Below are 26,665 nucleotides of genomic sequence, written 5' to 3' on the forward strand. Positions count from 1 at the left end.
GGTCAGTGCTCCGTCGTGCTGTCGGTTTCGGTTACGGGCTTGCTCTCTGCCAATGGCTGGCGTGCGAGCGGTTTCCTGGCCTCGCCATCCGCGTTGCCACGCAGGCTCTTGTCGCCTGGCGCGGCGAAGCGCTTGCGGCCGGCATAACAGGGTTCGAAAACGTCCTGTATCGTAAGGCTGTCCATCCTGCTCCTCCCGAGATCAGGGTTAAAATTCGCCGGCAACGGTTTCGTTCCCTACTATGGCAAAGGCATGGCGGCCGGTTCACGTCGGGACCCCGTTTGGAACCGGGCGTTTGCAACCCAGGCTTTTGCAACCAGGCGTGAGCCGTGCCAAACAGGGTCGAACGGAGTTGTGCAGGTGACCGGCGAATTGGCCAAACGCAGTTATGTGGTCGGGCAGACCGAGATCGCCGCCCGGCCGCTCGAGCCGGCGCTCTATCTGGTGGCTACGCCGATCGGCAATCTCGCCGACATCACGCTGCGCGCGCTGGAAACGCTCGCCGCCGCAGATATCGTCGCCTGCGAGGACACGCGTGTTTCGCGCGTCCTGCTCGACCGCTACGGCATCCGCCGCCGCACCACCGCCTATCACGAGCACAATGCCGCCGAGGCCGGGCCGAAGCTGATCGCGGCACTGCTGGCCGGGCAGAGCGTAGCCCTGATCTCTGATGCCGGCACACCGCTCATCTCCGATCCCGGCTACCGGCTGGTTGGCGAGGCGCTGGAACGCGGCATTCGTGTCGTGCCGATCCCCGGACCGTCGGCGCCACTTGCCGCTCTGACGGCATCCGGCCTGCCTTCGGACGCCTTTCTGTTTGCCGGCTTTCTGCCGGTGAAGACCGGCCAGCGGCTGACGCGGCTGGAAGCGCTGAAGGCGGTGCCGGCAACGTTGATCTTCTTCGAATCGCCGCGCCGGCTGGCCGAGACGCTCAGTGCCATGGTCGAGGTGCTGGGCGGCGCCCGCAAGGCGGCGATCGGCCGCGAGCTGACCAAGACTTTCGAGGAGATGCGGACCGGCACCCTGCAGTCACTCGCCGGCCATTACGCGGCAGCCGATACGCCTAAGGGCGAAATCGTCATCTGCGTCGGCCCGGCCGATGCGGTCGCTGATGAGCCTGAAGACATCGACCGGCTGCTGCTTTCGCTGGCGGCCGAGATGCCGGCCTCCAAGGCGGCGGCGGAAGCCGCCAAGATGACGGGTGGCCAAAAACAGACGCTCTACCGACGGCTGCTCGACCTCAGGAATGCCGGAAGAGACGGGGCCGGCGGAGACCGCGATGGCTGAACGGCGGAGCGCCAGCCGGCAAAAGGCCTACCGGCGCGGCCATCACGGTGAATGGCTGGCGGCGGCGGCGCTGATGCTGAAGGGCTACCGGATTCTTGCCCGCCGCCACCGTACCAGGTTTGGCGAGATCGACCTGATCGCGCGGCGTGGCGATTTGGTGCTGATCGTCGAGGTCAAGGCACGCCGTACGCTGATCGAGGCGATGGAGGCCGTCGGCCGCGAATCGGAGCGCCGCATCGAAGGCGCGGCCGATTTCTGGCTGTCGCGCCAATCCGACTACGGAAAATTATCGGTGCGCTTCGACATGGTGGCGGTATTGCCGTGGCGCTGGCCGGTGCATGTCGAGAACGTTTTTTACGGGGGGAACTAGGTCATTCCCGAAGTGGGGTCGGTTTTGCCGCGATCTCCGGTTCAGATTCGATTGCCTGTCGTCTCGTCGATGGGAACAAGCAAGTAGCGCCATTTGCTGCCTGGATCATGTGCCGACGCTCACCTGGATTCGCTCAATCGATCGGTTTGTCGACCTGGTCTCCGCCCAGCACTGACTGGAACAAAAGCGTTCCTGCGTTGTTCTCCAACCGTCCTGATGTTCGACGGGCTGGTTCAAATGCCGATCAGGGCAGTCCTCGTGGCAGGCGTGCGAGGACAAGGGATGGCGAGGCAAATGGATCCTGACGATCTCAACCAGGAACGGATCGTCACCGTGTTCGGCGGAACTGGCTTTCTCGGGCGCAGGATCGTGACGCGGCTCCTGGAAAGGGGTTTCACGGTGCGCGCCGCATCTCGCCATCCGGCTCGCGTGGCCCTGGTCTTTTCCTCGATTACAAGGATGCCCGATATTGGATGCGTCCTCGATTGGGTCGGCCATTACCGGATCACAGGCGGTCGTGAATGCTATCAGTCTTTACGTCGAGCAGGGCGTCCAGACCTTTGAACGCGTCCATGTGAAAGCCGCGGCCGATCTCGCTGCCGTGTCGCGCAAGGTCGAGATCGATCAGTTCGTCCAGATTTCAGGGATCGGCTCCGATCCTCAATCGGATTCGAATTATATAAGGGCACGTGGGCGCGGAGAAGTTGCCGTGGGAAACGCATTTCCCGGCGCTTTCATTGTGCGTCCCGCCGTCATGACAGGACCTGACGACGCTTTCCTCACGACCATTGTGAGGCTGATACGCCTCCTGCCGGTCTATCCGCTGTTCGGCGATGGTGGCACACGGCTTCAGCCGGTCTATGTGGCCGACGTCGCGGAAGCAGTGAGCAGGCTGATCGACGGGCGAAGCCACAAGGGTTCACCCATATTCGAATTCGGCGGCCCGCGCATCTACACCTATAAGGAACTGCTTCGGGAGATCGCCCGACAGCTCGACACGCACGTCAAGCTGATGCCGGTGCCGTTTGCGGTATGGAACGCCTTGGCTAGCGTCGCGGAACTCCTCCCGGCTGCCCCCATAACGCGCAACCAGGTCGATCTCATGCGTCAGGACAATGTGGCAGCAATCGACGTGCCTGGCCTGAAGGAACTCGACATCGAGCCGCGGGGTATCGACGAGGTGATCCGTGCGATCGAACAGCGCCGTGGCGTAGGCTCGCGCTCGTCTCCGCCTTAGCTAGGACGGCCCCCTGATCCTGGCGGGAACCTATCGCCGCGCGACAGGTTGGTCGAGCTTGAAGCCCGTGAAAGAAGGAAAAGAACTATGGCCAGATGCGATCAATGCGGGAATGACTACGATAAGGCTTTCAACGTGACGATGGCCGACGAGACCTACACATTCGACAGCTTCGAATGCGCGGTCCAGAAACTTGCTCCGACGTGTCCGCATTGCGGATGCCGGATCATCGGACATGGCGTCGAACAGGATGACATCATCTACTGCTGCGCACATTGCGCCGCTGAGGAAGGTGCGAGCGCGCTGACCGATCGCGCGCCTTGATGCACCTCCTTTGGCGTCTCCAGGGCGACCATTCCGAATGACTGCGCCGGCTCATCCCTATATGGCCAGTGCTGTCAGCCCGACGACGACCAGCCGAGGTCCAGACGCGCCGAGGTCAAGGCCGCCGCACCTGGACAAGTCGCTCCACAATGCCAGCCACCTCCTCTGGAATGGCCGGTATGGTGCCCGATTTCCGTGTCGACCCGAAATCGAGGCCGGCGAAAAAGAGACCTGGAACAGCGCCGACGCCATCCTCGTGGACGGGCTGGCCGGCCGCATCGAGCGCGCCAGGAAGCCGGACCCATGAGAAATCGCCGGTGAAACCCGTGCACCAGATCACTGATCTGATGCCGCTCGCCGTCCAGTCGAGGGAGCGGATCGGAGGATCGGGCAAGCGCGGGGCAACCGTCTCGGCTGGATCATCCTCGGCCAGGGGCGCATCGAGGCCGGCGCGCTCAATGTATTCGTCGACCAGGCGCTTGGCATTCGCCGAAACCTCGTCGGCAAATCGCATATGGTCGTCGAGTTCGTCGCCGAAGACGAGGCTGCCATTCTCCACGCCCCTGAAGCGGCCGAGCAGCACCACGCCCTGTGCACTCAGCGATTGCAGGCTGATTGTATGGGTCGCGCCGACCAGCGCGCGGGCCTGCAGCTTGCCGGAGGGGAGGACGAGTTCCTTGCGCGGAACGTCGAGAAAACCGGACAGCGTCAGCCATTTAAGTATGTTGCCCCCGCGGTAGCGCCGCACCCAACGGCCGTTGCGGCTGGTCGCCAAAAAGACCGCACGTCCGGCCACCGCCAGATCCTCGGCGATCTGGCCGCCCGACTGGCCGCTGCCGACCACCAGCACCGCGCCATTCTCGAACTCGGCCGGGTTGCGATAAGCCGAAGAATCGACTTGGCGAACTGCCGCCGGCAAGTCCGCCGACCCTGGTGGCCGGACCTGTCGGTTCTGGTCGCCGGTGGCGATCACCACATTGCGCGCCAGAAGCACGCCACGAGCCGCCGTAGTGACGCGAAAGATCCCATCGTCTCTCGTCAGCTCTTGAACCGGAGTTTGGGTGCTTACCGGCAGGCGGTGCCGCTCGGCATAGCCTTCGAGATACGCGACAAATTCGTGGTGGGTTATCGCGCCCCAGGGCTCCGGCCCCTCGTAGGAATCACCGGGTAAGATGGAGCGAATGGTCGGCGAATTCAGTCGAAACGAATTCCATCGCTGCGTTCGCCACGTTTCGCCGATCCGGCCTCGATCGAGCACACGGTGGTCGCGGCCCTGCCGTTTCAAGAAGTAGCTGACGCCGAGCCCCGCCGGACCGGCGCCAATAACGAGGGCGTCAAGAACTTCGCTCATGCATTCCCCCTGCGAACCATACGTCCACAAGATCGTATGGCTCGGCTTCGGGCAAGAACAGAGTTCCGGCTGGGATTGCGCTATCCGCGCCGGCTCACCCCCAGATTGCCAGCCCCGCCAGGCCGACGATGCCCACGACCAGCCGCCACCAGCCGAACAGCGCATAGCCATGGCGCGAGACATAGTCGAGCAGGAAGCGCACGACGATTAGCGCGGTGACGAAGGCGGCGACGAAGCCGACGGCGATGATAGGCAGGTCGGCACTGCTCAGCACATTGCGGTTCTTGAACAGGTCGAAGGCGAAGGCGCCGACCATGGTCGGGATGGCAAGGAAGAAGGAGAATTCCGCCGCCGCCCGTTTGTCGACCCCGAGCAGCAGCGCGCCGACGATGGTCGAACCCGAGCGCGATGTGCCGGGGATCAGCGACAAGCACTGGAACAGCCCGATCTGCAGATAGAGCCTGGTCGGGAACCGCTCGACATCGTGGTAATATGGCTTCGGCTTCATGCGATCGACCAGCAGCAGGATGACGCCGCCGATGATCAGCATGATGCAGATCAGCCGCGGCGATTCGAACAGCACCGTCTTGATGAAATCATGCGCCAGCGCGCCGACGACGGCCGCCGGCAGGAACGCGATGAGAATGCCAAGGACGAAATGCCGCGTCAGCCGATCGTATGGCAGTTCGAGCAGCATCTTCCAGAGCCGGTGGAAATAGACGCTGAGGATCGCCAATATGGCGCCGAGCTGGATCAGGATCTCGAAGGCCTTGCCGGTCGAATGAAAGCCGAGGAAATGGCCGGCGAGCAGGATATGACCGGTCGAAGACACCGGAATAAACTCGGTCAGGCCCTCGAGCATGCCGAGCAGCAGCGCTTCGACGACGGTCTGGCTTTCCATGGCAACCTCGGCGTTGGAGGGAGGGCTTGAGAAAACGGCTTGCTTGTCACGGCGCGGAACTCCCCCTATAGGTCGCAGCACCCTGACAGCCCCTGAATCGGGCGGCCAAGACTTACCGGCGCAGCCGGCGATTTGCCAGTGCGCTCTATTATCGCGGGACCATGCTAACGCTTTTCCACCATCCGATGTTCGCCAGCTGCCGCTTCGTCCGCCTTGCCTTTGGCGAGTATGGCGAGGAACTGGCACTGATCGAAGAGAAGCCGTGGACGCGGCGCAAGGAGTTCCTGGCGCTGAACCCGGCCGGCACCCTGCCGATCCTGCTTGCCGAGGGCGACGTGCCGATTGTTGGCGCAGTGGTCATTGCCGAATATCTCGACGAGACGCGCGGCGTACTCAAGCGCGACAAGCGGCTATTCGCCGAAGACCCGATGGAACGCGCCGAAATCCGCCGGCTGACCGACTGGTACCTCAACAAGGCGGAAAGCGAGGTTACCCGGCATCTGGTGCGCGAGCGCGTTCTGAAGCCGGTCATGCCGGAAACAGCGGGCGGCGGCTCGCCCGATTCGGCGGCGATCCGCGCCGCCCGCGCCAATATCCGCCAGCACATGAAATACACCAACTGGCTGGCCGGCACCCGTCATTGGCTGGCCGGCAACAAGGTCACCTATGCCGATCTCGCGGCGGCGGCGGCACTGTCGGTGCTCGACTATCTCGGCGAGATCGACTGGCGCGAACACAGCGCCGCGCGCGAATGGTATACAAGGGTGAAATCACGGCCTTCGTTCCGGCCGCTTCTGTCCGACCGGGTGCGTGGCCTGTCGCCGGTGTCACATTATGCGGACCTCGATTTCTGATACGGCAAAGCTGCGCGCGCTGATCGACCGCGAGGCGCGGAACGCCGGCTTTGACGCCGTCGCCGTCACAACGCCCGATGCGATTCCGCGGGCGCCGGAACGGCTGGCCGAATTCGTTGCCGACGGCTTTCACGGCTCGATGGGCTGGATTGCCGAAACGCTCGAGCGGCGAGGCAAACCAGCGGCGCTCTGGCCAGAGGTCCGCTCGATCATCGTGCTGGCGATGAATTACGGCCCCGACCGCGACCCGCGCGACATCCTGGCAAAACGCGATCGCGGCGCGATCTCCGCCTATGCGCAGAACCGCGATTATCATGACGTCATGAAAGGCCGGCTGAAGGCGATCGCCGGCAAGCTTGTTGCGCGCGCCGGCGGCGACGTCAAAGTGTTTGTCGACACCGCGCCGGTGATGGAAAAGCCGCTGGCCGAGGCGGCCGGCCTCGGTTGGCAAGGCAAGCACACCAACCTGGTCAGCCGCGCCCATGGTTCCTGGCTGTTCCTCGGCACCATCTTCACGACGGCCGAGCTGGTGCCGGACGCGCCTGAGGACGATCATTGCGGCTCCTGCCGCGCCTGTCTCGACGCCTGCCCGACGGACGCCTTTCCGGCGCCTTACCGGCTCGATGCGCGGCGCTGCATTTCATACCTCACCATCGAGAACAAAGGACCGATCCCACATGAGTTCCGGGAAAAGATCGGCAATCGCATCTATGGCTGCGACGACTGCCTGGCCGCCTGTCCGTGGAACAAGTTCGCCCAAGCTGCCTCCGAGGCTAAGCTTGCCGCCCGCGCGGACTTGCGCGAACCGCCGCTCGCCGAGCTGCTTTGCCTGAACGACGCTGCCTTCCGCGCGCTTTTTTCGGGCTCGCCGGTCAAGCGCATCGGCCGTGACCGTTTTATCCGCAACGTGCTGATCGCGGCCGGCAATTCCCAGGACTTGTCGCTGGCCGGCGCCGTCCGCGCGCTGCTCGACGATGCCTCGCCGCTGGTTCGCGGCGCCGCGGTATGGGCGCTGTCGCGGCTAGTGCCGGGTCAGGAATTTGCCGAACGTGCCGCAGCCGCTTTGCAAGTAGAAGGTGACGAGGCGGTAAGAGGCGAATGGCTTCTGGCCCTGCCAAAGCCGATCGAGGCCCATACATGACAAAAAAGCAGATTTTCATCTTCGGCGCCGGTTATTCGGGCAGGGCCTTCGCCGGCGCCAACAGGGATGCCGACACAACGATCTTCGGTACAACACGGTCGCTGGAAAAATTCGCGGCGCTGCGGCAAGCCGGTATCGTGCCGCTGCGTTTCGATGGCACGCTGACTTCCGAAATCGGCGATGCGCTTGGGAAGACAACCCATCTCGTCGTCTCGGTCGCGCCGGACGAGGCCGGCGACCCGGTGCTGGGCGCGGCACGCGAGGTGATCGTGGCCAACATGCCGGAGCTCGAATGGATCGCCTATCTCTCCACCGTCGGCGTCTATGGCGACCATGGCGGCAACTGGGTGGACGAGGCCGCCGAATGCCGGCCGTTGTCGAAGCGGTCGGTGATGCGTGTCGCAGCCGAGCAGGATTGGCTGCAACTGGGCCACGACATCCACCGGCCGGTGGCGATCCTGCGGCTTTCCGGCATTTATGGGCCGGGCCGCAACGCCCTGGTCAATCTCGAAAACGGCACCGCCCGGCGACTGGTCAAGCCGGGCCAGGTGTTCAACCGCATCCATTGCGACGATATTGCCGGCGCTCTCTGGCATCTAGCCGAAGGCGATCGCGGCGGCATCTTCAACGTCACCGACGACCTGCCGGCGCCGCCGCAGGACGTCGTCGCCTATGCCGCCAGGTTGATGGGCATCGAGCCGCCGCCCGAAATTCCGTTCGAGACCGCCCAACTTTCGCCCATGGCGCGGTCCTTCTATGGCGAGAACAAGCGTGTCGCCAACGCGGCGATCAAGGCGGCCGGCTATGGCTTTCGCTTCCCCGACTACCGCTCGGCTCTCGACGCCATGTGGGCGAGCGGCGACTGGCGCGACGGCGAGGCGCGCAGTCCGATGAAACGGTCGTGATCGATACGTTGCGCGGGGCGTGGTATGATGCGGTTCAAATCGCGGAGGGGTCCAGCTTGGGGAAGACGTTAAAGCGAGCCTTGCCGGGAAAAACACTGCTGCTGACGGCAGCACTGGCCGTCGCCGGCCTAACGCTTGCCGCGCAAACGGCGAGCGCCGAGCAACGGGCAAAAGAGCTGTTCGGCGCCAAAAAGCTGCCGGCACTCGCAGCAGCGCAATCGATCGGCTTTTATTCCAAAGGCTGTTTTTCCGGCGGCGTCGCGCTGCCCATGGACGGCCGGCACTGGGAGGTGATGCGACCGTCGCGCAACCGCCGTTGGGGCCATCCGGCAATGATCGCGCTAATCGAGAAACTATCACGCGATGCTGCAGCCGACGGCTGGCCGGGCCTGCTGATCGGCGACATCTCGCAACCGCGCGGCGGACCGATGCTTACCGGCCATGCCTCGCACCAGATCGGCCTCGACGCCGACATCTGGCTGACGCCGATGCCCGACCGCAAGCTTTCGACCGAAGAGCGCGAAAACATCAGCGCTACCTTGATGGTCGATGAAAAGACCCATCTGGTAAAGGATGGCCTGTGGACGCCGATGCACACGCGGCTGTTGAGGCGCGCCGCGAGCTATCCCGAAGTCGAGCGCATCCTGGTCAATCCAGGGATCAAGAAGAAGCTCTGCGACACGGTCAAAGGCGACCGCAGCTGGTTGCGCAAGGTCAGGCCGTTCTGGGGCCACGATTACCACTTCCACATTCGTATCGGCTGCCAGCCTGGGTCACCCGACTGCAAGGCGCAGGAAGCGACGGCGCCAGACGATGGCTGCGACCAGGCGCTGGCCTGGTGGTTCACCGAGGAGCCGTGGCGCCCCAACAAGAATCCGGACAAGCCGAAGGCACGCGACGTGATGACGATGGCGAACCTGCCCAGGCAATGCCAGTTCGTGCTCGACGCGCCGGCTCCGGCCTCGGCGGAAGCAGTCACCTATTATGGCGACGGCGTGCCGATCGCGGCCGTACCCGCTCCCGCGGCAGAGCCTTCGCCGCCGCCGACGGTCGCAGCCAGCGCGGCAGCGCTTCCGGCCTCGGCGAACGCCTTTGTGGCGACCCCCGAGATCCGCATTCCGCTGCCGCGGCCACGACCGGGGCACTGATGCGGGCAGCGTGTTCGCTGTCTGCATCCGTGCATCTCCACTTCGAAAACCGATTTCCCTTTTTGCGGTCATGCGCTAGTCAACGAGAGAACGGCGATACGCGTCGGGAACGGACGAGAGCATGCCAGGCGTAAGCGACGACGACACTCTGTTGCGGTTTCCGATTCTGATCGGCGACATAGGCGGCACCAATGCGCGCTTCTCGATCGTGCTTGACGCGAATTCCGAAGCCGGCGAGCCGACGATCGTCCAGACCGCCAACTTCAATACGATCGACGAGGCGATCCAGTCGGCCGTGCTCGACCGCTCGTCGGTCCGGCCGAATTCAGCTGTGCTGGCGGTAGCCGGTCCTGTCGAAAGCGACGAGATCCCGCTTACCAATTGCCCATGGATCGTCAAGCCGAGACAGATGTTCGCCAGTCTCGGTCTCAGCGACGTCGTGGTGCTCAACGACTTCGAGGCGCAGGCGCTGGCCGTCGTCGCGCTCGGCGAAGAGCATATGGAAAAGATCGGCGGTGACGCGCCGGAACTGAATTCCGGGCGGGTAGTGCTCGGCCCGGGAACCGGGCTCGGCGTCGCCGGGCTGGTCTATGCGCTGCATCACTGGATACCGGTGCCCGGCGAGGGCGGCCATATGGATATCGGCCCGCGCTCGCCGCGCGATTTCCAGGTGTTTCCGCATATCGAGAAGCTCGAGGGCCGCATCTCCGGCGAACAGATCCTGTCCGGGCGCGGCCTGGTCAATGCCTACCGGGCGGTGGCCAAGGCGGACGGCAAGCCGTCGCCCTTTACCACGCCCGCCGAGATCACCGCCGCGGCGCTGGCAAAGAACGATCCGGTGGCCGAAGAGGCGCTGTCGATCTTCGTCACCTGCCTGGGACGCACCGCCGGTGACCTCGCTCTGGTGTTCATGAGCCGCGGCGGCGTGTTTCTCACCGGCGGCATCGCGCAAAAAATCCTGCCGGCGCTGCGGACCGGCAATTTCCGCGCCGCCTTCGAGGACAAGGCGCCGCACAGTGCCCTGATGCGCAGCATGCCGGTCTATGTCATCACCCATCCGCTGGCGGCGCTTTTAGGGCTGGCCGCCTATGCCAGAAATCCGTCGCTGTTCGGCGTGCAGACGGCGGGGCGGCGCTGGCGGGTCTAGGACACAAGCTGCGCCGCGACGAAGTTTCGCCGTCCCCGGCCATAGGCAAGCCGCCATTGGGGCGTTAAGAGGTTGCCGAATTGCAGCCCGGCCGAACCGAAACCACAAAGCGCTCCAACTTGACACTTCCAGCACCAACCAAAGGGAAAGTCCGTCCCAGCGAGATCGTGGCGGTGATCCGCCGCATCATCGCCGAGAACAGCCGCGACTATCGCTGGTACTATGCTCTTGCCGTGCTGTGCCTGGTGACGATCGCGGCGACGACCGCCTTCACAGCCTGGATCATGAAGGATGTCATCGATCAGATCTTCTACCAACAGCGCGGCGATCTTATCGCGCTGATCAGCGTGTCGATCCTGGCCGCCTTCATGCTGCGCGGGCTGGCCAGCTACGGCCAGGCAGTGACGCTGGCCAAAATCGGCAACAATCTGGTGGCGCGTTATCAGCGCCGCATCTTCGACCATCTGATGAAGCTCGGCGTCAGCTTCTTCAACGACACCCGCTCGGGCCGGCTCACCGCGCAGATCAACGAGAACGTCAACGGCATCCGCGATCTCCTGTCGATGACGCTGACATCGCTGGCGCGCGATGCCGTGTCGCTTGTCGCGCTGGTCGGCGTCATGATCTGGCAGGACCCGATGCTCTCGGCGATGTCGCTGCTGATCGGCCCGCCTTTGATCTACAGTGTCACCTATCTGATGCGCCGGGTGCGTCGCATCACCCGTGAATCGGTGCAGATCAACTCGCAGCTGATCGGCGCGATGCAGGAAGCGACGCAAGGCATCGCTATCGTCAAGGCCTTCACTCTGGAAGACGAGCTGTCGCGCCGCATCGGCGGCCTCGTCGCGGGCGCCGAGCAGCGGGCAAACAAGATCGCCCGCGTCTCGGAACGGCTGACGCCGATCTCCGAAATGCTGGCCGGCTTCGCCGTCGCCGGCGTCATCGCCTATTCCGGCTACCGGGCGACTGTCGGCGGCCAACCGCCGGGCGCGGTGTTTGCCTTCATCACCGCCCTGCTGCTTGCCTATGACCCCGCCAGGCGGCTGGCGCGTATGCAGGTCGGCATGGAAAAGTCGCTGGTCAATGCGCGCATGATCTACGAGCTTCTCGACCTCGAGCCGCAGCAGGGTGACGTGCCGGGAGCCGCCGAGGCGAAATTCACCTCTGGCGAAGTGCGCTTCAACAATGTGTCCTTCCGCTATGTCGAAGAGGCGCCGGTCCTGCAGGATCTGAGCTTTGTCGCCGCTGCCGGCAAGGTGACTGCCATCGTCGGAGCTTCGGGCGCCGGCAAGACGACGCTGGTTGCGCTGCTGCAGCGCTTCTACGACGTCGAGTCGGGCAGCATCGATATCGATGGCCAGGACATTTCAAAGGTCACCAAGCATTCGCTGCGCGGCTCGATCGCCTATGTATCGCAGCAGCCTTATCTGTTCGAAGGCACCATCCGCGACAACATCCGCTACGGCAGGCTGAGCGCCACCGACGCAGAGATTGAACGCGCCGCCCAACAGGCTGTGGCCGACGATTTCATTCGCCACCAGCCGCAAGGCTATGACACGCCCGTCGGCGAGAACGGCGTGACGCTGTCGGGCGGCCAGCGCCAGCGCGTATCGATTGCCCGCGCAATCGTGCGGCAGGCGCCGATCCTGCTGCTCGACGAAGCCACCTCGGCGCTCGACAACGAGGCCGAGGCCCGCGTCCAGCAGGCGCTGACCCATGTCATGGAAGGGCGCACCACCATCGTCATCGCGCACCGGCTGTCGACGGTGGTCAATGCCGACCATATCATCGTCCTGGAGCAGGGCCGGCTGGTCGAACAGGGCACGCATGCCTCGTTGATGGCCGACCCGCACAGCGTCTATGCGCGGTTCCACCGGGTGCAAGGCAGGAAAGGGCTGGGGCTTGTCGATGACGGCAAGCCAATCCAGACTGCGGCGCAACATGTCCGCGCGAAAAAGGCGGCCGGGAGACATTCATGAGTGACATACCGACCGCGAGTGAAATGGGCCTGGTGGTGGTCGGCGCGGCCGGCCGCATGGGCCAGGCGCTGATCCGCGCCATCCACACCATACCGGGCGCGCGTGTCGCCGGCGCCATCGCGCCGGCCGGATCGCCCCATATCGGCAAGGATGCCGGCGAGCTGGCCGGCGTCGGCCGGCTCGGCGTGGCGATCGGGGACGATCCGCTGCCGGTCTTCGCCAAGGCCGACGGCGTACTCGATTTCACCACCCCGGAAGCGACCGTCGAATTCGCCGGCTACGCGGCGCAGGCGCGCATCGCCCACATCATCGGCACCACCGGCTGTTCGGCCGAAGACAACGCCAGGATCGCGGCCGCCGCGCGGCACGCGACGATCGTCAAGTCAGGCAATATGAGCCTCGGCGTCAATCTGCTGGCGGTGCTGGTGGAGCAGGCGGCGCGCGCGCTCGATGCCGACGATTTCGACATCGAGATCCTGGAAATGCATCACCGGCACAAGGTCGACGCGCCGTCGGGAACGGCGCTGCTGCTCGGCGAAGCCGCCGCTAATGGGCGCGGCATCGACCTTGACGGGAACAGCGTGCGGTCGCGCGACGGTCATACCGGCGTGCGCAAGGCAGGCTCGATCGGTTTCGCCAGCTTGCGCGGCGGCTCGGTCGTCGGCGACCACAGTGTGGTGCTGGCCGGTACCGGCGAGCGCATCACGCTCGCCCACCATGCCGAGGACCGGGCGATCTTTGCCCGCGGAGCAGTCAAGGCAGCCCTGTGGGCGCGCGGCCGCAAGCCGGGCCTCTATTCGATGCGGGACGTGCTCGGCCTGACCAGTTGATCCATAAAATTTGAAGGAGCAAATATGTCGAGAACTCTCGTGCTCGTGCGCCACGGCCAGAGCGAGTGGAACCTGAAGAACCTTTTTACCGGCTGGCGCGACGTCGACCTGACCGAACTAGGCCATACCGAAGCCAAGGCGGCCGGCGCCAAGCTCAGGGCGCGCGGCATGAAATTCGACATCGCCTTCACGTCGTCGCTGATCCGGGCGCAGAAGACCTGTCAGCACATTCTAGACGCTGTCGGCCAGAGCGGGCTCGAGACCATCCGCGACCAGGCGCTGAACGAGCGCGACTATGGCGATCTCTCCGGCCTCAACAAGGATGATGCGCGCAAAAAATGGGGCGAGGACCAGGTGCATATCTGGCGCCGCTCCTACGACGTGCCGCCGCCCAGCGGTGAAAGCCTGAAAGACACCGGCGCACGCGTCTGGCCCTATTACCTGCACGATCTGCAGCCGCATGTGCTGCGCGGCGGTACCGTGCTGGTGGCGGCGCACGGCAATTCGCTGCGCGCGCTGATCATGGCGCTGGACGGCAAGTCGGGCGAGGAGATCGTCAAGCTCGAGCTCGGCACCGGTGTGCCGATCATCTACACGCTCAACGCCGATTCCACGGTAGCGTCGAAGGAAGTGCTGGAGCACTGAGCCGGAGAAGGAACGCGGCTTTCAAAAAAGCGCGTTGACACTCATCCTTTGCCCGCTTAATGAGCGCGCACCAGCCCAGATGGCGGAATTGGTAGACGCGCACGGTTCAGGTCCGTGTTCCGCAAGGAGTGGAGGTTCGAGTCCTCTTCTGGGCACCAAATTCCCGTTTCGAACTTTTGATAAGGTTCAGAAACCCCAAGAAAAAGCCCCGGTTTTGCCGGGCCTTTTTCTTGGCCGGATGTCCTAGGCTGTACGCGTCGACAGCGCACCAGGATTTTCGCTCGAGAGCTTGCGACGACAACGATCCCCTCCTTTTCAGCCGCGAGCTCGGCAGCTGCCTTTTTTGGAAAGCGTGACGTTAACGTCGAAGCTCATGTCGGCTGGGCCGTTGCCGGCACGGCACCCGCCAACAATACAGATGCCGCAATCGTCATACCACCCTGCCTCGTTTCCATATCTCCTCCCGCGAGCCGGCAAACAACGTGAATCCGCCACAGGTGATCGCAGCGAAGACGGGCAGACCATGCGGTGAACTTTCCATCGCCATGCCGGCGATGAGCGGCCCCAGGAGCGCGCCGATACCCCAGGCGATGGAGAGCAACGCATAGATGCTGAGCAATTCTGCGTCCTTGTAAGCCTCGCCGAGCATGGCGACCGTAGTCGTATAGATGCCGACGAAGGCACCTCCCCACAGGAAAAGCAGGGAATAGGCAAACCACGGGTGCAAGAAGGCCAAGGGCCATGCAAGCGCCCCAAGCGCCGATATGGCCGCAAGGGCAATCAGCAGCCACCGGCGATCCATTCGGTCACCGAGCCAGCCGATGGGCAATTGCAGCAGGATCGAGCCGATAAGGAGCACGGTTAACAGGAGCGTCGCTGAATGCTCCGGCCATCCAAGGCGGATGGCATAGAGCGGCAATAGGCTGAGACCGGCCGCTTCCAATGCGGCGTTCAAGACTGAGGAAGCAACCGCCACTGGCGCTAGTTTGAGGTACCGAAACGGATTGCCGATATCCTCGCGCGCTGGCTTGGCTGCATCGGGCCTACCTACGATCAGGACCACGCAAGCGACAAGTGCTATTGCAGCGCCGACAATGAAAGCAAGAGACTCCTCACGTCCGACCAGGACCAGGATGGCAGGGCCAATTGCGGTGCCGCAGGAAAGAGCGGTCATATAGATTGCTATCATTCGTCCCCGGTTTCTCTCACCGGCAAGCTGGTTGAGCCACGTTTCGGAAACGACAAACAGCGTCTCTGACGCCGCTCCGAGAGCCGCACGCAAGGGAAACCAGACCCAAAGAAACGGTGCCAAGGGAAAAAAGACGAACAACCCGCCCGATGCTATTAGAGCTCCCTTCGCCAGCCGCACAAATCCAAGCTGCTGTGCAAGGCGGGGCAGGTAGGGGGCCGCCAGAAGTACACCGATGGCGTACATGGCACTGTTCGCCCCAATAAGGCTTTCGGAATAGCCCGCTTCCGCCAGCTCAAGTGCAATCAGCGGTGCGCTGAGGCCATAGGTCAGCCCGAAGATTGCGGCGGTCAGGATGACGACCGCTGACGTGCGCACAAGCCCGCTCATCATGCAGGCGCCCCGTCGCGCTCGGCCACATGGGCGAGCTTGCGGCCAGTGCTGAACGCGTCGGAGAGCTTGCTTCTCCAGCGCCGGTCGCTGTGCTCAACAACGCTGCGCAGGAGGCGCGTATAGTCCAGAACGAGCCCAGGGGTCCACGTCAAGGCCTCAGCCCGGCCGCGCACGAGCCGCAACAACCAGAATTGCGGGTTGCTGATGATCTTGAAGAGATCCCGCCAAACATGGCCGTTGTACGATGCGCCCTCCAGAGCCGCATCGAGTGCCTGGATAACGGTTGTCGAGCAGTTGCGGGCCGTGAGATTGTAGGTCTTGTCCTGAGAATATGCTTCCCAGAATATCCTCAGGGCTTGCGGATTGAACCTGTGGAACGTCACCTTCTGGTCCGGCTCACACCAGTCGGCCGATTCCTGTGCAAGGGACTCGTTGAACCGCCCAGCTACATCATTCTCATGTCCCGCCGAGAGAATGGCCCGGAAGTCGTCAGGGCTGTGGTCGATGTCGTCGAACGGATAGTGGCTGATGTAAAGGTCCGGTGGCATTTCCAGCGCGGAATGGCCTGTTGAGATCACGCCTTTCTTGTCGACTGCCGCGACATACCGGTCGATTAGAATCCTGCGCTCCGGGTCCTTTATCGAACCGACAGCCGTCCAGACATAGACATTGAGGACCTCGTCCGCCTTGGCCCAGACATCGCCGTTTGCGGGAATGACCGGGCGGGCCACGCGACCCTGCCAGTTTCGGGCCGCATAAAGCGGCAGGGAGGTGATCGAGCCGCCTTCCGGCAATTGCCGTAATGGCAGGGCCATCCGCACAAGTGCATAGCCGGATGTCAGCAGAAGGAGCGCAAAGCAAAATGGAACTGTCAGCTGGTGCGGGACCGGCCAGGACATCAAGATGCCGATGGCCAGGCTGATCTCGATCAGGCCGGCGATAATCCCCACCCGCCAGCGTGGGTTGTGGATCACCAAAGCGGAGCCGATCCGAAAGAGCCCGTCAACCAGGAAGGCAGTGCCGAACACGATTGCCGCGCCGATATTGTTGTCCCAGGGGACGTCGAAGACCAGAAACGCCGCGAACAGAAATGCGATGCCACGCAGCGTATCAATCCAATGCTGGCGAAGTCCGACGGATATGGCCGCGGCAATCTCGACCAGTCCCTCGACTACCAGGAATATGGCGAGCGTATCCAGCGCGACGGAGAGCGCGCCATCGCTCAGATCGAACAGGATGGCAACCCCGACAAGCATCCAGATGACGCCTGCCGCAGTCAGGAGCTGCCAGATGGGTTTCAGCGCACGCGCCCCAAGAAAAAGAAAGACCAGCCGGATCATGATGCTTTTCGGTAACTTGTGGCGCTACGGCGCCATCTGGTTGACGTTTCCGAATATTGGCCGCGGCTTCTCCGCGGTCCCGTCTTCGATCGGTTCCACAAGCTGAACCCATCAGATGTTTAATTACGGAAGCATCGCCGGTCCGTCCCTTCGATCCAGAAGCGATTGGAGGAGAGGCGCCGTTTCCTGACTGTCGCCGGTTCCTGGTCATGACTATCCGTCCGGGTTAGGCAGCGATCTGTCGTTGCGACAGCGCACGAGCGGAAGGATTTCGCCCGAGATTATTCTGGTGATCTTTTGCTGCTTGGCATTGGTTACGACGGTCATGCACGCGCATCCGTAGCCGTGGCCGGAACCAGGCACATTGGTCTCGACGAATTGCCGCTCGTCCAAGGCCGGCACATTGTCGATGCCTTTGGGATCCGGTCGCCCCTGCATCTGGATCCACCAATCCCCGTCACTGTCGGTCAGGACGAGGTTGCCGGGTGTCGGGCTGGAGTACCAGCCACAACGGCGCTCGGCGTAGGCGGCGGCAGGCAAGGACATGATGGCCAGGCAGAAACAGGTAGCGAATAATGGGCGCATAAGAACCTTTACCTCCTTAAGTAAAGCAGGTCATGCCGCCGATAATCTGCGTTGACGCAGGTAACGAGGCGGCATGATTTTGTAGGCCTTATGGCCTCAACTTCGTGTCCACATTTTCTTCGATCAATCCGCAATGAAGCGTCACAGGCTTCCTTTGGACATCGCTTAGTGGACCGTCGATGAAATCGCAGCTGAGCAGATTGTCCGGACTGCTCTTGCGTGCGGATGCAACGTTGACGTTGACCTCGGGAGGGCCGGCAAGCCAGTCGAGACGCTTCGTGTCGACCTTTGTGCCGCCGATGTGGGCGTGGCCCGCTGTGCCCGCTATCTCGACCTCTTCGTCCTGCGGCGTGAGATCGATCTGGCCGACTTCGTTGGCGTGCTTCTCGGCACTCCGCTTCGGGTCACCGTAATAGGAGGCGAGGACAACGATCTCTTCCTTTTCAGTCGCGAGCTTGGCGGCTGCTTTTTTGGACAGCGTGACGTTGACGTCGAAGCCGAGGTCGCCCTGGGCTGTCGCCGGCACAGCACATGCCAACAGCGCAGATGCTGCAATCGTTACTGCGGGCAGTGATCTATAGCGTTTCACAATCCACCTCCTTTAGCCCCTCACGAAATGCCGATACCCCCGCATCCTTTCGTGTCTGGCTCCGGCATCACGCTCGCCGCCGGCTTCACCGTGAAGCAACATTCAGACCAACGCGCGACAGTTGAGGATCTGCTGGAGGCAGATTCAAACGCTTCAATCTGTCGGCGGTTTCCTGCTCGATGTGCAGCCCCCAATCGGAAAAGAACCGGGTCAGGTCCTGATTTGCGACCGTACTGGCACGCAGGATGAAGGTTTGTACCTTGACCGCATCCTGCTTATTGGCATCGTCCAGTGGATGCTCGCGGTAATATCGGTGAAGCTTCGGATAGAAGTCCTCGCCGAGACCCCGGCGCAATTGATCGAACATGACCAGCCGCACCCAAAGCTCATCGTCGTCATCCGCGCTGGCACGCATTTGTTTTTCATTGTCGAAATCACGCGTCTTCCGCGCCAGATATCGCGCCGCCAGATCCAGCGGCGTCTTGCCGGTAGAGTCATCGCGCTCTTTCAAGCGGGACGGATGGCCAAAATGCGCCTGGGCATTGAGGGAATAGATATTGACTGTAGTTTCTACGATCTCGCCCAAGGTCCAATCCTCCTGCTGGTACATATGGCCGGTTTCATGCCAGATCGACCACGCTTGCCGCAGCTTATTCACGTCCAGCAAATCACCCATGTTGCTGCCGGGGACACCCATAAAATAGTTGCCTGAAGGTCTTCATCCCGGCACCGAGGTGTCAATTCGCGGCCGGAACGGGACAACTCATCGGATCGCCCTGCTTGCCGCATTTCAGGTAACCCTCGAAGGCTTTGACACGGGATTGCGCCAGGCTGTCCATGCACTGCGCGGTGAGCATCGGCATTACGCTTCCTCCGGCCGCTCCTGAAGTCTGGAAACTGCACTCGGCGTCGCGAAATTTGTCCCAATCCCGTTGAGCTTGGACAAGAAGCTTCCTGGTATCCGCATCGTCCTTCAGGCGGGCTTCGATCTGCTTGTAAAGCTCATTGAGCTTCTTGTCGGATTTCTTGAACGCCGCATCGGCGCACGCATTCAGCGAGGCCTGATCCTTGGCGGCGGCGTAGCACTTGTCCTGGGCAAAGGTGAACGTCGGCATGGCCAGAACCATGGCAGCAGTCAGAATTGCGGTTTTCATCGATTTCCCTTTCCTATTATCTGGTTTTCATTGGATCCGCTTTGCCACCTTCGGCGACCGTGACGCTGCCGACCTTTCCCGAACCGGTTAGCCTGCCGCCTTCCTTGACCGTGATTTTGCCGGAGACTTCCCCGTCAACGGCAAGGAGTCCCGAGACGGAAACGTCGCCGGTCAAGGACCCGGTCACGCGCAACTGCGCCCCTGACGCGACTTCCGTCACGCCTGAATAGGTGTTCTTGCCGCTCAGCGTCAGCTTGCCGCCGGCGACAACGAGGCCGCCGCTCATGCCGGCGTCATCAAAGTCCGCTATGGTTCCATCAAATTGCCCGTTGGCTTCTGTCAGGATCAGTCTGCCCGCACCCAGATAGACCTCGCCTTTGCCGTTCAGGTTGCGAATGGCCGTATCGTTGAGGGAGTGCGCCACTCCCCAGGACTTCAGGTGGTTTCCTTTTTGATTGAGGTTGAGCACACCGTCGACCGTGACGCGCGAGGAATGCTCGATGCTGCCCGGCCCGGCCAGGGTAAGATACCCATCGGCCGCGATATGGGTTGTGCCGGTGTAGGTATTGCCCCCGGTCATGCGCACGTCCGCGTCCTTCTCGATCGTGAAGTCGCCGGCGCCGGAGACGATGCCGGCCAGTCCGAGCCATCCCTTGCTTCCAGCATCGCTGGTCGCGCGATTCAGCTGAACTTGATCCTTGGCACCCGCGTCTGTCGTAAAGTTGCCAGCGCTGACAAAATAGGGTGAATATGCGGTCGTCTTGTTTTCCAGATCATACATTACGGAATTGGACTGAAAGAAGGGTAAGCCGATAGTAATTCCATTGCCGTTAACCTCATCACTTTGGCGATCGATAACGACATCGCTGTATTCCTTGTTGTTAAAGCTATCGTCAAATCCAAAGAACTTTAAGTTCATTATATCAGAACTATATTCCTTGATTTGAAATCCTCTCGATCGAAGCTTATTTAAAACACCCTCTGAGGTTATGGAGACAAAAGTCGCCGTTCCTGTATCCAACAACACGGGCCCATTGAAATCAACCGAACGTTTCTTTCCCATATAGTCAAAAGAAATTGTATAACGGTAAGAGCCTTCGTTCACATTGGATGCCCTCGCGCCTGTTTGCGGGAATCTCTTCTGGTAATGTTCGTAAAGCTGAGAACCCAGTTCGCCCCAAGGCATCAGGGCCGTAAACTGGGATCTCAAACTGGGGGACAAATTCAGCGCCAGGCAGGGAACGCAACCCGGTGTGGTCTTCTTTTTTCCAAGATTTGCATTGGCAGAGACCACATAGCCGCTTTGGGTTTGACTGCCGGGGGCAGTGGTCTGATCTCCCGCAAAGATAAAATCGGCGGCTCCAAAGACGCCGTAAAACGTCGTCGAATCACCGGGTTCGCCGTTCTGCATGCTCTTGCGCGCATTAAGATCCGCATAGACCGGCGTATCGCCGTGGTGGCCCACGGGCTTTTGCGTCAATTTCACATCCTCGAGGTCGCCGAAACCCTTTGTGTAGACGTAATCCACCACCCGACCAGCGGCGAAGTCGCCATCGAGGGTTACGACAGGCTTTGAGCGATCATCCGGATCGTAATAGGACAGGCTGTCGAAACGGACCTGTTGTACCCAATCTCCATAGGTGCCGTCTCCATACGGGTACATTTCAGGCTTGCTGCCGGGCACCGGCTGTATGCCGGGGACACTCGAATCGATCTCCGCGTTGAACTCATCCGACCCGGTGTCGAATTCGTACAAACGAGGCGTGGCACCATTGATGCCCACCACGATCCCGAGTTTGTGATAGATGACTTCATCACTGTCGAGTCCGTATTCCCTGACATGTTGCAATGGAATGGATATCGGGCCGGTAGCCTGGGCAAGGCCGGTCCGGCCGTTCTCATCGGCCACAGGGGATACGGCAGGTGATGTGTTCGCTGCCGGAACGCGGCAGCTCGGATCGCCTTCCTGGCACTTCAGGTAACCCTCGAAGTCCTTGACCCGGGATTGCGTCAGGCTGTCCATGCACTGCGCGATGAGCATTGGCGTCATGCTTCCTTCGACCGATCCTGCGGTCTGGAAACTGCACTCCGCGTCGCGAAATTTGACCCAACCCCGCTGTGCTTGAACAAGAAGCGTCTTGGTATCCGCATCGTCGTTCAGGCGGGCTTCGATCTGCTTGTAAAGCTCGTTGAGCTTCTTGTCGGATTGCTTGAACGCGGCATCGGCGCACTCGTTCGGGGCGGCCAGATCCTCGGCATCGGCGCACTTGTTCATGTCCTGAGTAAAGGCGAAAGCTGGCATGGCCAGAACCACGGCAACTGTCAGTATCGCGGTTTTCATCGATTGCCCTCTGTTTAGAACAGCCGGCACGGTCGGCTGCTAGTTGGCATCGTCATCGTCCGATCCGTCAGCGTCGCCGGTACTGTCATCCGACGCATCGTCATTCGTGCTATCGTCGTCGGTGTCGGTGCTGTCCTGGTCATCATCACCGGCCGTTGAGTCTTCATCTTCGTTCTGATCGGTCGAATCGTCCTGATCACCGGAATTATTGTCGTCGGTATTGTCATCCGAGCTATCGTTGTCGGTGTTGTTGTCGTCATCACCATCATCGTCATTCTGATCGCTCGAATCGTCCTGATCATTGGAACTGTCGCCGTCGGTGCTGTCGTCCGAGCTATCGCCATCGGTGTCCGCGTTGTTATCGTCGGAATCGTCATCAGCATCGGGAGGAGTTACGTCTGGACTGGTGTCGCCGGGCAGCGAGTCGTCTTCGCGATAGCTTGTGTCTTCGAGGCTTGTCTCCATCTCGTCGTCGTACTGATCGACGATCTGCGTCCACTCCTCATGGTTATCGACGCTCGTCCATTGCGAGATATTGTTGACCGAGATGTTGGTATTGAAGTTGTTGACGGTGATGTTGGTATTGACCCGACGACATCTGCGACTTCTGTTCCGCGGTTCACGCCAAACAGAAAACTGGTAGCGCTCACGGCAAGAGCGGCCCATACGAGTCGGTCGACATCGGTCGGCGTCGAAATCGGTTGATGCCGCACTGTGGCAAGCACGTCACCCGGCCGGATGCCTTGCCGCGCGGCAACGCCATGGGGTGCAACGGCCAAGACATACACCCCGCGAAGCTTGGGCGGGATCTGGTAGCGGTGCCGAGAGGCGTGGTTGATGGGTATCAAAACCGCGTTAAGAGCCCGGGAAACATAGGGTTTCGGCAGATCATATTTGCTGGCATGCGCAACATTGATCGTGTGCGGGACGGCTACACTCACAACAGCCGTCATTTTCACTGAAGTTGCCAATGCACGGGCGAACTGCATTATCAGTCTGGACTTTCGAACAGTTTGCATTTTGCACATCCTGCAGCTGATGATTGGAATCGACCTCAGAGGCCCGGCGCCCCGGAGCGCTCACCAATCATTCTCCCCCTGCACCACGGTCAGCGGCAATTCCAGCGATCATCACCGTCATTCCGTAACTTCCTCGGCAAAACACCTTGCCAGATCTTGCGGCGCTCCGAGCTTCTTCGCCCAGGATACCAGTTCAGGTTTTTCCGACGGGTCGGCATAGCCGCCCCACACGTCGCGAAATTGCTTTTTTCCGTCGACTGTCTGGAAGAACATCACGCCGTCGTCGCTCACCGGCGTGGAGACGTAGGCGGCGCTCCAGTTGCCGTTCTCCATGATCGTGATGAACTTCACCCGAGCTGGCTTGACCTTGTTGTCCAACGCCGAGGCAACGAGGGGGGCATATTCCTGCTTGCGCGCCTTCGTCACATCGACCTTTACGCCGTCGCAGGCACCATTCGCGGCGAAAGCGAAGGTCAGCGTCATTCCCAACCCCATGAGGCCGATCATCACGATTTTGGCACATCGCGGGATAAGACCGTTGGATTCAAACATGAGGGCATCCTCTTCGTTCGTATTGGAGGGTCCACTAATCGGAATCGTCGTCGTCCGATGAGTTGTCATCGTCCGGTGTATCGACCTCGCAGCCGATGCCGCGGCAGCCTTGGTAGTTGCCTTGCGTATCGAAGTTCGGATTGCCTTCCTTGTCGTACTGCGGCCTGTCGTCGATGCTTTGATCCCCGTCATCAGGATCGTCGACTTTACATCCGAGCCCATGGCAGCCGATGTAACGGCCCCTGGTATCGAAGTTGGGATTGCCGTTCCTGTCGAACTGCGGCCGGTCGTCTATCTTCCGGCTCCCTTTATGGGACCGATCAACCAGGCAGCCCTTTCCGCGACAACCATCGTAGTCGTCGGTGGTACAACCGAAGATTGCCATCAAAGCAGTGGCCAAGGCCGCACAGATTACGAGTTTCATGATTCATTCCTCCGACTGGCTGGCGGCGGACATCGTCCATATCGGAAGGCCGTTGCAGGCGGCGATCCCCGCTTTTGCCGCGAGGGCTGGCGCCAATCGGAGGAGGGCAAAGCTTCGCCGGCCATCGAACGAGAGCCAGGCTGTGGGCGATGCATTCGACGACTTAGTCGACGGTTGCCGTAATCTCTTACGTGGGAGGGAACGCTCCCAGCGGGGGCCGCCGCATTAGCGAGTGTCAATATTCCTCTCCATGCTTAGTGCCCCGTCCGCCCAAGCATGTTTCAACGATCCGCTGACGCGGCTGTGCTTCTAAAAAGTTGCATCCGATTCGGCCTGCGGCAAGGAAAAACCACAATATTGCGGGGATGAATTTTGCAAATGCTTAATAATTCGGAACCAGCGCCGGCTATCTTAGCAGATTCTGAAATATGATCGGAAGCAAGTTTGCGGAATACGCTCTTAGCTTCATTCATCTTTATCTCGTGTTATTGCAAGTAGTTTCATATGTTATTGTGAATTTTCGCCCAGCCTTGTAAAATGGCGCGACGGCATCGCTTCTTATATGATCTCTATAATCCGAATCTATTGTGGTATTTTTTTCGAATCCAGCCAAGCCGTTGCGCAGGCCGAAAGAAACGCCGCTCAATCATTCGACTTTTTCAACGCTGCGGCGTGCCGCATAGAGGCGCAGTGGGGGCGCCGCGGCCACGTTGTGAGCATGTTCCCAGTCATCGGGTAGCGTACAGGGGCGGCACGTGAAGGCGCTCTCTTTGGCGAACGCACTGCCGCACCTTCAGCAGTTGCCCGTCAGACATGGGGCTGGTGTCACAATCCGGTGCTTGCCGCGACAGATTGTTCCCGTCCCGGTTCATTTCAGTACCGAAGCGAGGGGGAAGAGATGCACAACCGATTTCGGCAGTGCCTGCGGAAAGTATCGCTGGCGGCATTGACGATGCTGGCGCTAAACATCCCGGTCCACGCGGCTGATCTCGTCATTGCAATGCCGAACTGGCCGTCCGGCCAGGCGACGGCAAATATCCTCAAGGTCAGCCTGAAGGAAAATTTCGGGCTCGATGCCGATGTGCGCGAGATGGGGACGCTTATTGCCTTTGCCGGCCTCAATTCTGGTGAGGTGGATATTCATCCCGAAATCTGGCTGCCCAATCTGGATAATCTAGTGAAGAAGTATGTGGACGGGGCCGGCACGGTGGCCATCAGCCCCATTGGAGTGCCGGCCTGGCAAGGCATATGCGCGACGCGTGAAGCAGCCGACAAATTTGGAATTCACGACGTTTCGGATCTCAGCGACCCGAAGAAAACCGCCGCGCTGGATACCGACGGTGACGGGCGTGGCGAACTCTGGATAGGCGCTGAGGGTTGGTCCTCAACCGCTATCGAGCGCGTCCGCGCCAACAGCTATGGCTATGCCAAGACAATGACGTTGCTGGAGACGCCCGAGGATGCCGGAATGGCGGCTGTCGATGCCGCGGTCGCCACGGATCACCCGATGGTGTTTGCCTGCTACGCGCCGCATTACGTGTTTGAGCTGCGCGACATTGTCCGGCTTACCGAGCCGCCCTTCGACCCGGCAAAGTGGAAGATCGTACTGCCGTCAGAGGACCCGCTCTGGGTCTCGAACTCCAGCGCGCCGGTGTCATGGGATACCGCCAATTTCCATATCGCCTACGCCACCTCGCTGCGCAAAAAATATCCGAAGGTGGTGGCGTTCCTGGAACGGGTCGAGCTGAAGCCCGAGGAAATCACCAAGATGAGTTATGCGCTCCAGGTAGAGCGTCAGTATCCTTATGAATACGCCAAACAATGGGTTGCCGCACAAGGCGCCCGGGTGCACGGGTGGGCAAATCCATGACCCGAAATCTGATGACCGTTGGGCGCGCCACTCTCCAGCGGAGCTCCCTTGCAGCAATTGTCGCGGCAGTGTTCGGTCTTGTCGCGGTGGCGGCGCTGGCTGCGGGAACACAGGTTTTCGGCCCGAAAACCCACAAATGGGTGGACTACGATCGCACCAAGGCGCGCAAATACTATGCCGCGCATAATGAAGTGCCCGAGGCATTTCGTCCGCAGTGGTCAAGTTCCGCACCGCGGAAGTGCCGGGCACGATCATCATCGATGGCAACCAGCACTTTCTCTACCTTGTGCAGCCGGGTCAGCAGGCCATGCGCTATGGTATCGGCGTGGGCCGGGAGGGGTTTGGCTGGGCCGGCATCGTGCGCGTCGGCCGTATGGCGGAGTGGCCGACCTGGACACCTCCGGCCGAAATGGTCGCTCGCGATCCAAAGGCGGTGAAATATGCCGGAGGCATGAAGGGGGGCCGGACAACCCGCTCGGCGCAAGGGCGCTCTACCTCTATGAGCGCGACCAGGACACGATCTACCGGATACACGGCACCCCGGAGCCCTGGACGATCGGGCTCGACGTGTCGTCGGGATGTATCCGGATGAGGAACGACGACATCGTCGATCTCGCATCCCGCGTCAAGGTCGGGGCCAAGGTCATCGTCCTCATGCAGGGGGCGGCACTTTACAAAGGCGTGTGAGGGCATTCGGAGAGGGACAAGCAATGTCGGCAAAAAATGCAGTGAGAACTTCGATTCGGGCGACAGCAATTGGATTCCTGGCTGGAGCCCTTGGCGCTTGCGTCAGCGCGCCATCGCCGCCGCCGCAGGACCAGATGTCCAGGACCAAGGTCGAAACGGCGCCGGCGGACCTTCAGCTGCTTTGCGCCAATGCGGTCGCCAAGGCCAGCGGCGTCGACAGCACCAAGATACTTCCGGTTTCATCAAGCAAGCTCGATTCCAAGACCTATCAGGTCGAACTCGATGCCAGCGGCAAGAAGACAAGCTGCCTCGTGGATACCGACGGCAATGTCAAATCCGTTGAGCCCGTCTGATCCGCTCCGGTCGACGAATTTTGCGACTGATCTGACCATTGGCGCCTTGG

General features: G+C 61.3%; 27 protein-coding genes, 1 tRNA gene and 2 pseudogenes. 17 read left to right on the forward strand and 13 right to left on the reverse strand.

Translation table 11 applies throughout. The annotated features are described in order from the left end of the window. Positions 1-2: 2 nt before the first annotated feature. Entirely contained in the window at positions 3-185 is a 183-nt protein-coding gene (locus tag NKI22_RS25735; protein WP_352815889.1) for a hypothetical protein, read from the reverse strand. A 175-nt stretch (positions 186-360) separates the two neighbouring features. Between NKI22_RS25735 and rsmI the strand changes: the two genes are divergently transcribed. The 5 genes from rsmI (at position 361) to NKI22_RS25760 (ending at position 3,218) form a co-directional block, all read left to right on the forward strand. Continuing rightward, the gene (gene rsmI / locus NKI22_RS25740) at positions 361-1,287 is read left to right on the forward strand and encodes a 16S rRNA (cytidine(1402)-2'-O)-methyltransferase (RefSeq protein ID WP_352495438.1); all 927 of its coding nucleotides are present in this window, start codon (positions 361-363) and stop codon (positions 1,285-1,287) included. Then, positions 1,280-1,657, forward strand: a complete 378-nt coding sequence (locus NKI22_RS25745; protein WP_023718831.1) for a YraN family protein — start codon at positions 1,280-1,282, stop codon at positions 1,655-1,657. The genes rsmI and NKI22_RS25745 overlap by 8 nt, the downstream gene beginning before the upstream one ends. 294 nt (positions 1,658-1,951) lie before the next feature. Beyond that, positions 1,952-2,221, forward strand: a complete 270-nt coding sequence (locus NKI22_RS25750; RefSeq protein ID WP_352959144.1) for an NAD-dependent epimerase/dehydratase family protein — start codon at positions 1,952-1,954, stop codon at positions 2,219-2,221. Further along, entirely contained in the window at positions 2,175-2,894 is a 720-nt protein-coding gene (locus NKI22_RS25755) for a Rossmann-fold NAD(P)-binding domain-containing protein (protein ID WP_352959148.1), read from the forward strand. The genes NKI22_RS25750 and NKI22_RS25755 overlap by 47 nt, the downstream gene beginning before the upstream one ends. Positions 2,895-2,981: 87 nt before the next feature. Beyond that, a complete protein-coding gene (locus NKI22_RS25760) occupies positions 2,982-3,218 on the forward strand; it encodes a metallothionein (RefSeq protein WP_254817997.1) in 237 nt (78 codons plus the stop codon). 115 nt (positions 3,219-3,333) lie between these two features. Here NKI22_RS25760 and NKI22_RS25765 read toward each other — a convergent pair whose 3' ends face one another. Together NKI22_RS25765 and NKI22_RS25770 are read right to left on the reverse strand one after the other, a co-directional pair. After that, positions 3,334-4,569, reverse strand: coding sequence for a flavin-containing monooxygenase (locus NKI22_RS25765; RefSeq protein WP_352592275.1), 1,236 nt, complete (start codon positions 4,567-4,569; stop codon positions 3,334-3,336). Between the two features lie 94 nt (positions 4,570-4,663). After that, positions 4,664-5,470 (reverse strand): undecaprenyl-diphosphate phosphatase, encoded by an 807-nt coding sequence (locus NKI22_RS25770; RefSeq protein WP_023718827.1) that lies wholly within the window; start codon positions 5,468-5,470, stop codon positions 4,664-4,666. A gap of 161 nt (positions 5,471-5,631) precedes the next feature. On the opposite strand from NKI22_RS25770, the gene NKI22_RS25775 reads away from it, so the two are divergent. The 9 genes from NKI22_RS25775 (at position 5,632) to NKI22_RS25815 (ending at position 14,277) form a co-directional block, all read left to right on the forward strand. Continuing rightward, positions 5,632-6,324 carry a glutathione S-transferase family protein gene (locus tag NKI22_RS25775; RefSeq protein ID WP_023678968.1) on the forward strand — a complete coding sequence of 231 codons (693 nt, stop codon included), beginning with the start codon at positions 5,632-5,634 and terminating at the stop codon, positions 6,322-6,324. Continuing rightward, on the forward strand, positions 6,305-7,465 hold the full coding sequence (gene queG / locus NKI22_RS25780; RefSeq protein ID WP_352495434.1) for a tRNA epoxyqueuosine(34) reductase QueG: 1,161 nt from the start codon (positions 6,305-6,307) through the stop codon (positions 7,463-7,465). Before NKI22_RS25775 ends, queG begins: the two co-directional genes overlap by 20 nt. Then, complete coding sequence (locus tag NKI22_RS25785) at positions 7,462-8,370, forward strand: SDR family oxidoreductase (protein WP_352495433.1); 909 nt, start codon at positions 7,462-7,464, stop codon at positions 8,368-8,370. Before queG ends, NKI22_RS25785 begins: the two co-directional genes overlap by 4 nt. A 56-nt stretch (positions 8,371-8,426) precedes the next feature. Beyond that, positions 8,427-9,518 (forward strand): penicillin-insensitive murein endopeptidase, encoded by a 1,092-nt coding sequence (mepA, locus tag NKI22_RS25790; protein ID WP_352815893.1) that lies wholly within the window; start codon positions 8,427-8,429, stop codon positions 9,516-9,518. A gap of 121 nt (positions 9,519-9,639) precedes the next feature. After that, positions 9,640-10,665: a glucokinase gene (locus tag NKI22_RS25795; RefSeq protein WP_352815895.1), complete on the forward strand. Its 1,026-nt coding sequence runs from the start codon at positions 9,640-9,642 to the stop codon at positions 10,663-10,665. 119 nt (positions 10,666-10,784) lie between these two features. Beyond that, positions 10,785-12,644: an ABC transporter ATP-binding protein gene (locus NKI22_RS25800; protein WP_352815897.1), complete on the forward strand. Its 1,860-nt coding sequence runs from the start codon at positions 10,785-10,787 to the stop codon at positions 12,642-12,644. Continuing rightward, a complete protein-coding gene (dapB, locus tag NKI22_RS25805; protein ID WP_502897719.1) occupies positions 12,641-13,474 on the forward strand; it encodes a 4-hydroxy-tetrahydrodipicolinate reductase in 834 nt (277 codons plus the stop codon). The genes NKI22_RS25800 and dapB overlap by 4 nt, the downstream gene beginning before the upstream one ends. Before the next feature lie 24 nt (positions 13,475-13,498). Then, complete coding sequence (locus NKI22_RS25810; protein ID WP_352815899.1) at positions 13,499-14,119, forward strand: 2,3-bisphosphoglycerate-dependent phosphoglycerate mutase; 621 nt, start codon at positions 13,499-13,501, stop codon at positions 14,117-14,119. Between the two features lie 73 nt (positions 14,120-14,192). Next, positions 14,193-14,277: transfer RNA gene (locus NKI22_RS25815), tRNA-Leu, on the forward strand. Positions 14,278-14,549: 272 nt separating this feature from the next. On the opposite strand, the gene NKI22_RS25820 is transcribed toward NKI22_RS25815, so the two are convergent. The 10 genes and pseudogenes from NKI22_RS25820 to NKI22_RS25870 form a co-directional block, all read right to left on the reverse strand. Then, positions 14,550-15,698, reverse strand: a complete 1,149-nt coding sequence (locus NKI22_RS25820) for an MFS transporter (protein ID WP_352548665.1) — start codon at positions 15,696-15,698, stop codon at positions 14,550-14,552. Next, the gene (locus tag NKI22_RS25825) at positions 15,698-17,041 is read right to left on the reverse strand and encodes an HdeD family acid-resistance protein (RefSeq protein WP_352548655.1); all 1,344 of its coding nucleotides are present in this window, start codon (positions 17,039-17,041) and stop codon (positions 15,698-15,700) included. Before NKI22_RS25825 ends, NKI22_RS25820 begins: the two co-directional genes overlap by 1 nt. A 213-nt stretch (positions 17,042-17,254) precedes the next feature. After that, positions 17,255-17,626 carry a DUF4087 domain-containing protein gene (locus tag NKI22_RS25830; RefSeq protein ID WP_023718802.1) on the reverse strand — a complete coding sequence of 124 codons (372 nt, stop codon included), beginning with the start codon at positions 17,624-17,626 and terminating at the stop codon, positions 17,255-17,257. Between the two features lie 88 nt (positions 17,627-17,714). After that, positions 17,715-18,215, reverse strand: coding sequence for a hypothetical protein (locus tag NKI22_RS25835; RefSeq protein WP_156948063.1), 501 nt, complete (start codon positions 18,213-18,215; stop codon positions 17,715-17,717). An 85-nt stretch (positions 18,216-18,300) separates the two neighbouring features. After that, positions 18,301-18,915 (reverse strand): annotated as a pseudogene (locus NKI22_RS25840) (M60 family metallopeptidase); the annotation flags it as partial. Between the two features lie 37 nt (positions 18,916-18,952). Beyond that, positions 18,953-19,369 carry a lysozyme inhibitor LprI family protein gene (locus tag NKI22_RS25845; protein WP_352717238.1) on the reverse strand — a complete coding sequence of 139 codons (417 nt, stop codon included), beginning with the start codon at positions 19,367-19,369 and terminating at the stop codon, positions 18,953-18,955. Between the two features lie 16 nt (positions 19,370-19,385). Further along, positions 19,386-21,710: a lysozyme inhibitor LprI family protein gene (locus NKI22_RS25850; RefSeq protein ID WP_352815908.1), complete on the reverse strand. Its 2,325-nt coding sequence runs from the start codon at positions 21,708-21,710 to the stop codon at positions 19,386-19,388. A 39-nt stretch (positions 21,711-21,749) separates the two neighbouring features. Continuing rightward, complete coding sequence (locus tag NKI22_RS25855; protein ID WP_352939263.1) at positions 21,750-22,376, reverse strand: hypothetical protein; 627 nt, start codon at positions 22,374-22,376, stop codon at positions 21,750-21,752. A gap of 470 nt (positions 22,377-22,846) precedes the next feature. Further along, positions 22,847-23,281: a hypothetical protein gene (locus NKI22_RS25865; RefSeq protein WP_352481353.1), complete on the reverse strand. Its 435-nt coding sequence runs from the start codon at positions 23,279-23,281 to the stop codon at positions 22,847-22,849. 34 nt (positions 23,282-23,315) lie between these two features. Further along, positions 23,316-23,705 (reverse strand): hypothetical protein, encoded by a 390-nt coding sequence (locus tag NKI22_RS25870; RefSeq protein WP_031193957.1) that lies wholly within the window; start codon positions 23,703-23,705, stop codon positions 23,316-23,318. 898 nt (positions 23,706-24,603) lie between these two features. On the opposite strand from NKI22_RS25870, the gene NKI22_RS25875 reads away from it, so the two are divergent. From NKI22_RS25875 to NKI22_RS25885, 3 genes and pseudogenes are all read left to right on the forward strand, one after another. Then, entirely contained in the window at positions 24,604-25,575 is a 972-nt protein-coding gene (locus tag NKI22_RS25875) for an ABC transporter substrate-binding protein (protein ID WP_352851325.1), read from the forward strand. Positions 25,576-25,586: 11 nt separating this feature from the next. Beyond that, a pseudogene (locus NKI22_RS25880) lies at positions 25,587-26,262 on the forward strand (L,D-transpeptidase). A 134-nt stretch (positions 26,263-26,396) separates the two neighbouring features. Further along, positions 26,397-26,615 carry a hypothetical protein gene (locus NKI22_RS25885; RefSeq protein WP_031212349.1) on the forward strand — a complete coding sequence of 73 codons (219 nt, stop codon included), beginning with the start codon at positions 26,397-26,399 and terminating at the stop codon, positions 26,613-26,615. The last annotated feature ends 50 nt before the right edge of the window (positions 26,616-26,665 follow it).

The organism is Mesorhizobium sp. M0778 (genome assembly GCF_040320105.1).
GTDB lineage: Bacteria > Pseudomonadota > Alphaproteobacteria > Rhizobiales > Rhizobiaceae > Mesorhizobium.

Bases quoted from the DNA above. Each gene is read 5' to 3' on its own strand.
- NKI22_RS25735 (WP_352815889.1), bottom strand. From the start codon at position 185: ATGGACAGCCTTACGATACAGGACGTTTTCGAACCCTGTTATGCCGGC.
- NKI22_RS25745 (WP_023718831.1), top strand. From the start codon at position 1,280: ATGGCTGAACGGCGGAGCGCCAGCCGGCAAAAGGCCTACCGGCGCGGC.
- NKI22_RS25750 (WP_352959144.1), top strand. From the start codon at position 1,952: ATGGATCCTGACGATCTCAACCAGGAACGGATCGTCACCGTGTTCGGC.
- NKI22_RS25760 (WP_254817997.1), top strand. From the start codon at position 2,982: ATGGCCAGATGCGATCAATGCGGGAATGACTACGATAAGGCTTTCAAC.
- NKI22_RS25765 (WP_352592275.1), bottom strand. From the start codon at position 4,569: ATGAGCGAAGTTCTTGACGCCCTCGTTATTGGCGCCGGTCCGGCGGGG.
- NKI22_RS25770 (WP_023718827.1), bottom strand. From the start codon at position 5,470: ATGGAAAGCCAGACCGTCGTCGAAGCGCTGCTGCTCGGCATGCTCGAG.
- NKI22_RS25775 (WP_023678968.1), top strand. From the start codon at position 5,632: ATGCTAACGCTTTTCCACCATCCGATGTTCGCCAGCTGCCGCTTCGTC.
- queG (WP_352495434.1), top strand. From the start codon at position 6,305: ATGCGGACCTCGATTTCTGATACGGCAAAGCTGCGCGCGCTGATCGAC.
- NKI22_RS25785 (WP_352495433.1), top strand. From the start codon at position 7,462: ATGACAAAAAAGCAGATTTTCATCTTCGGCGCCGGTTATTCGGGCAGG.
- NKI22_RS25795 (WP_352815895.1), top strand. From the start codon at position 9,640: ATGCCAGGCGTAAGCGACGACGACACTCTGTTGCGGTTTCCGATTCTG.
- dapB (WP_502897719.1), top strand. From the start codon at position 12,641: ATGAGTGACATACCGACCGCGAGTGAAATGGGCCTGGTGGTGGTCGGC.
- NKI22_RS25810 (WP_352815899.1), top strand. From the start codon at position 13,499: ATGTCGAGAACTCTCGTGCTCGTGCGCCACGGCCAGAGCGAGTGGAAC.
- NKI22_RS25820 (WP_352548665.1), bottom strand. From the start codon at position 15,698: ATGAGCGGGCTTGTGCGCACGTCAGCGGTCGTCATCCTGACCGCCGCA.
- NKI22_RS25825 (WP_352548655.1), bottom strand. From the start codon at position 17,041: ATGATCCGGCTGGTCTTTCTTTTTCTTGGGGCGCGTGCGCTGAAACCC.
- NKI22_RS25830 (WP_023718802.1), bottom strand. From the start codon at position 17,626: ATGCGCCCATTATTCGCTACCTGTTTCTGCCTGGCCATCATGTCCTTG.
- NKI22_RS25845 (WP_352717238.1), bottom strand. From the start codon at position 19,369: ATGAAAACCGCAATTCTGACTGCTGCCATGGTTCTGGCCATGCCGACG.
- NKI22_RS25850 (WP_352815908.1), bottom strand. From the start codon at position 21,710: ATGAAAACCGCGATACTGACAGTTGCCGTGGTTCTGGCCATGCCAGCT.
- NKI22_RS25855 (WP_352939263.1), bottom strand. From the start codon at position 22,376: ATGGGCCGCTCTTGCCGTGAGCGCTACCAGTTTTCTGTTTGGCGTGAA.
- NKI22_RS25865 (WP_352481353.1), bottom strand. From the start codon at position 23,281: ATGTTTGAATCCAACGGTCTTATCCCGCGATGTGCCAAAATCGTGATG.
- NKI22_RS25870 (WP_031193957.1), bottom strand. From the start codon at position 23,705: ATGAAACTCGTAATCTGTGCGGCCTTGGCCACTGCTTTGATGGCAATC.
- NKI22_RS25875 (WP_352851325.1), top strand. From the start codon at position 24,604: ATGCACAACCGATTTCGGCAGTGCCTGCGGAAAGTATCGCTGGCGGCA.
- NKI22_RS25885 (WP_031212349.1), top strand. From the start codon at position 26,397: ATGTCCAGGACCAAGGTCGAAACGGCGCCGGCGGACCTTCAGCTGCTT.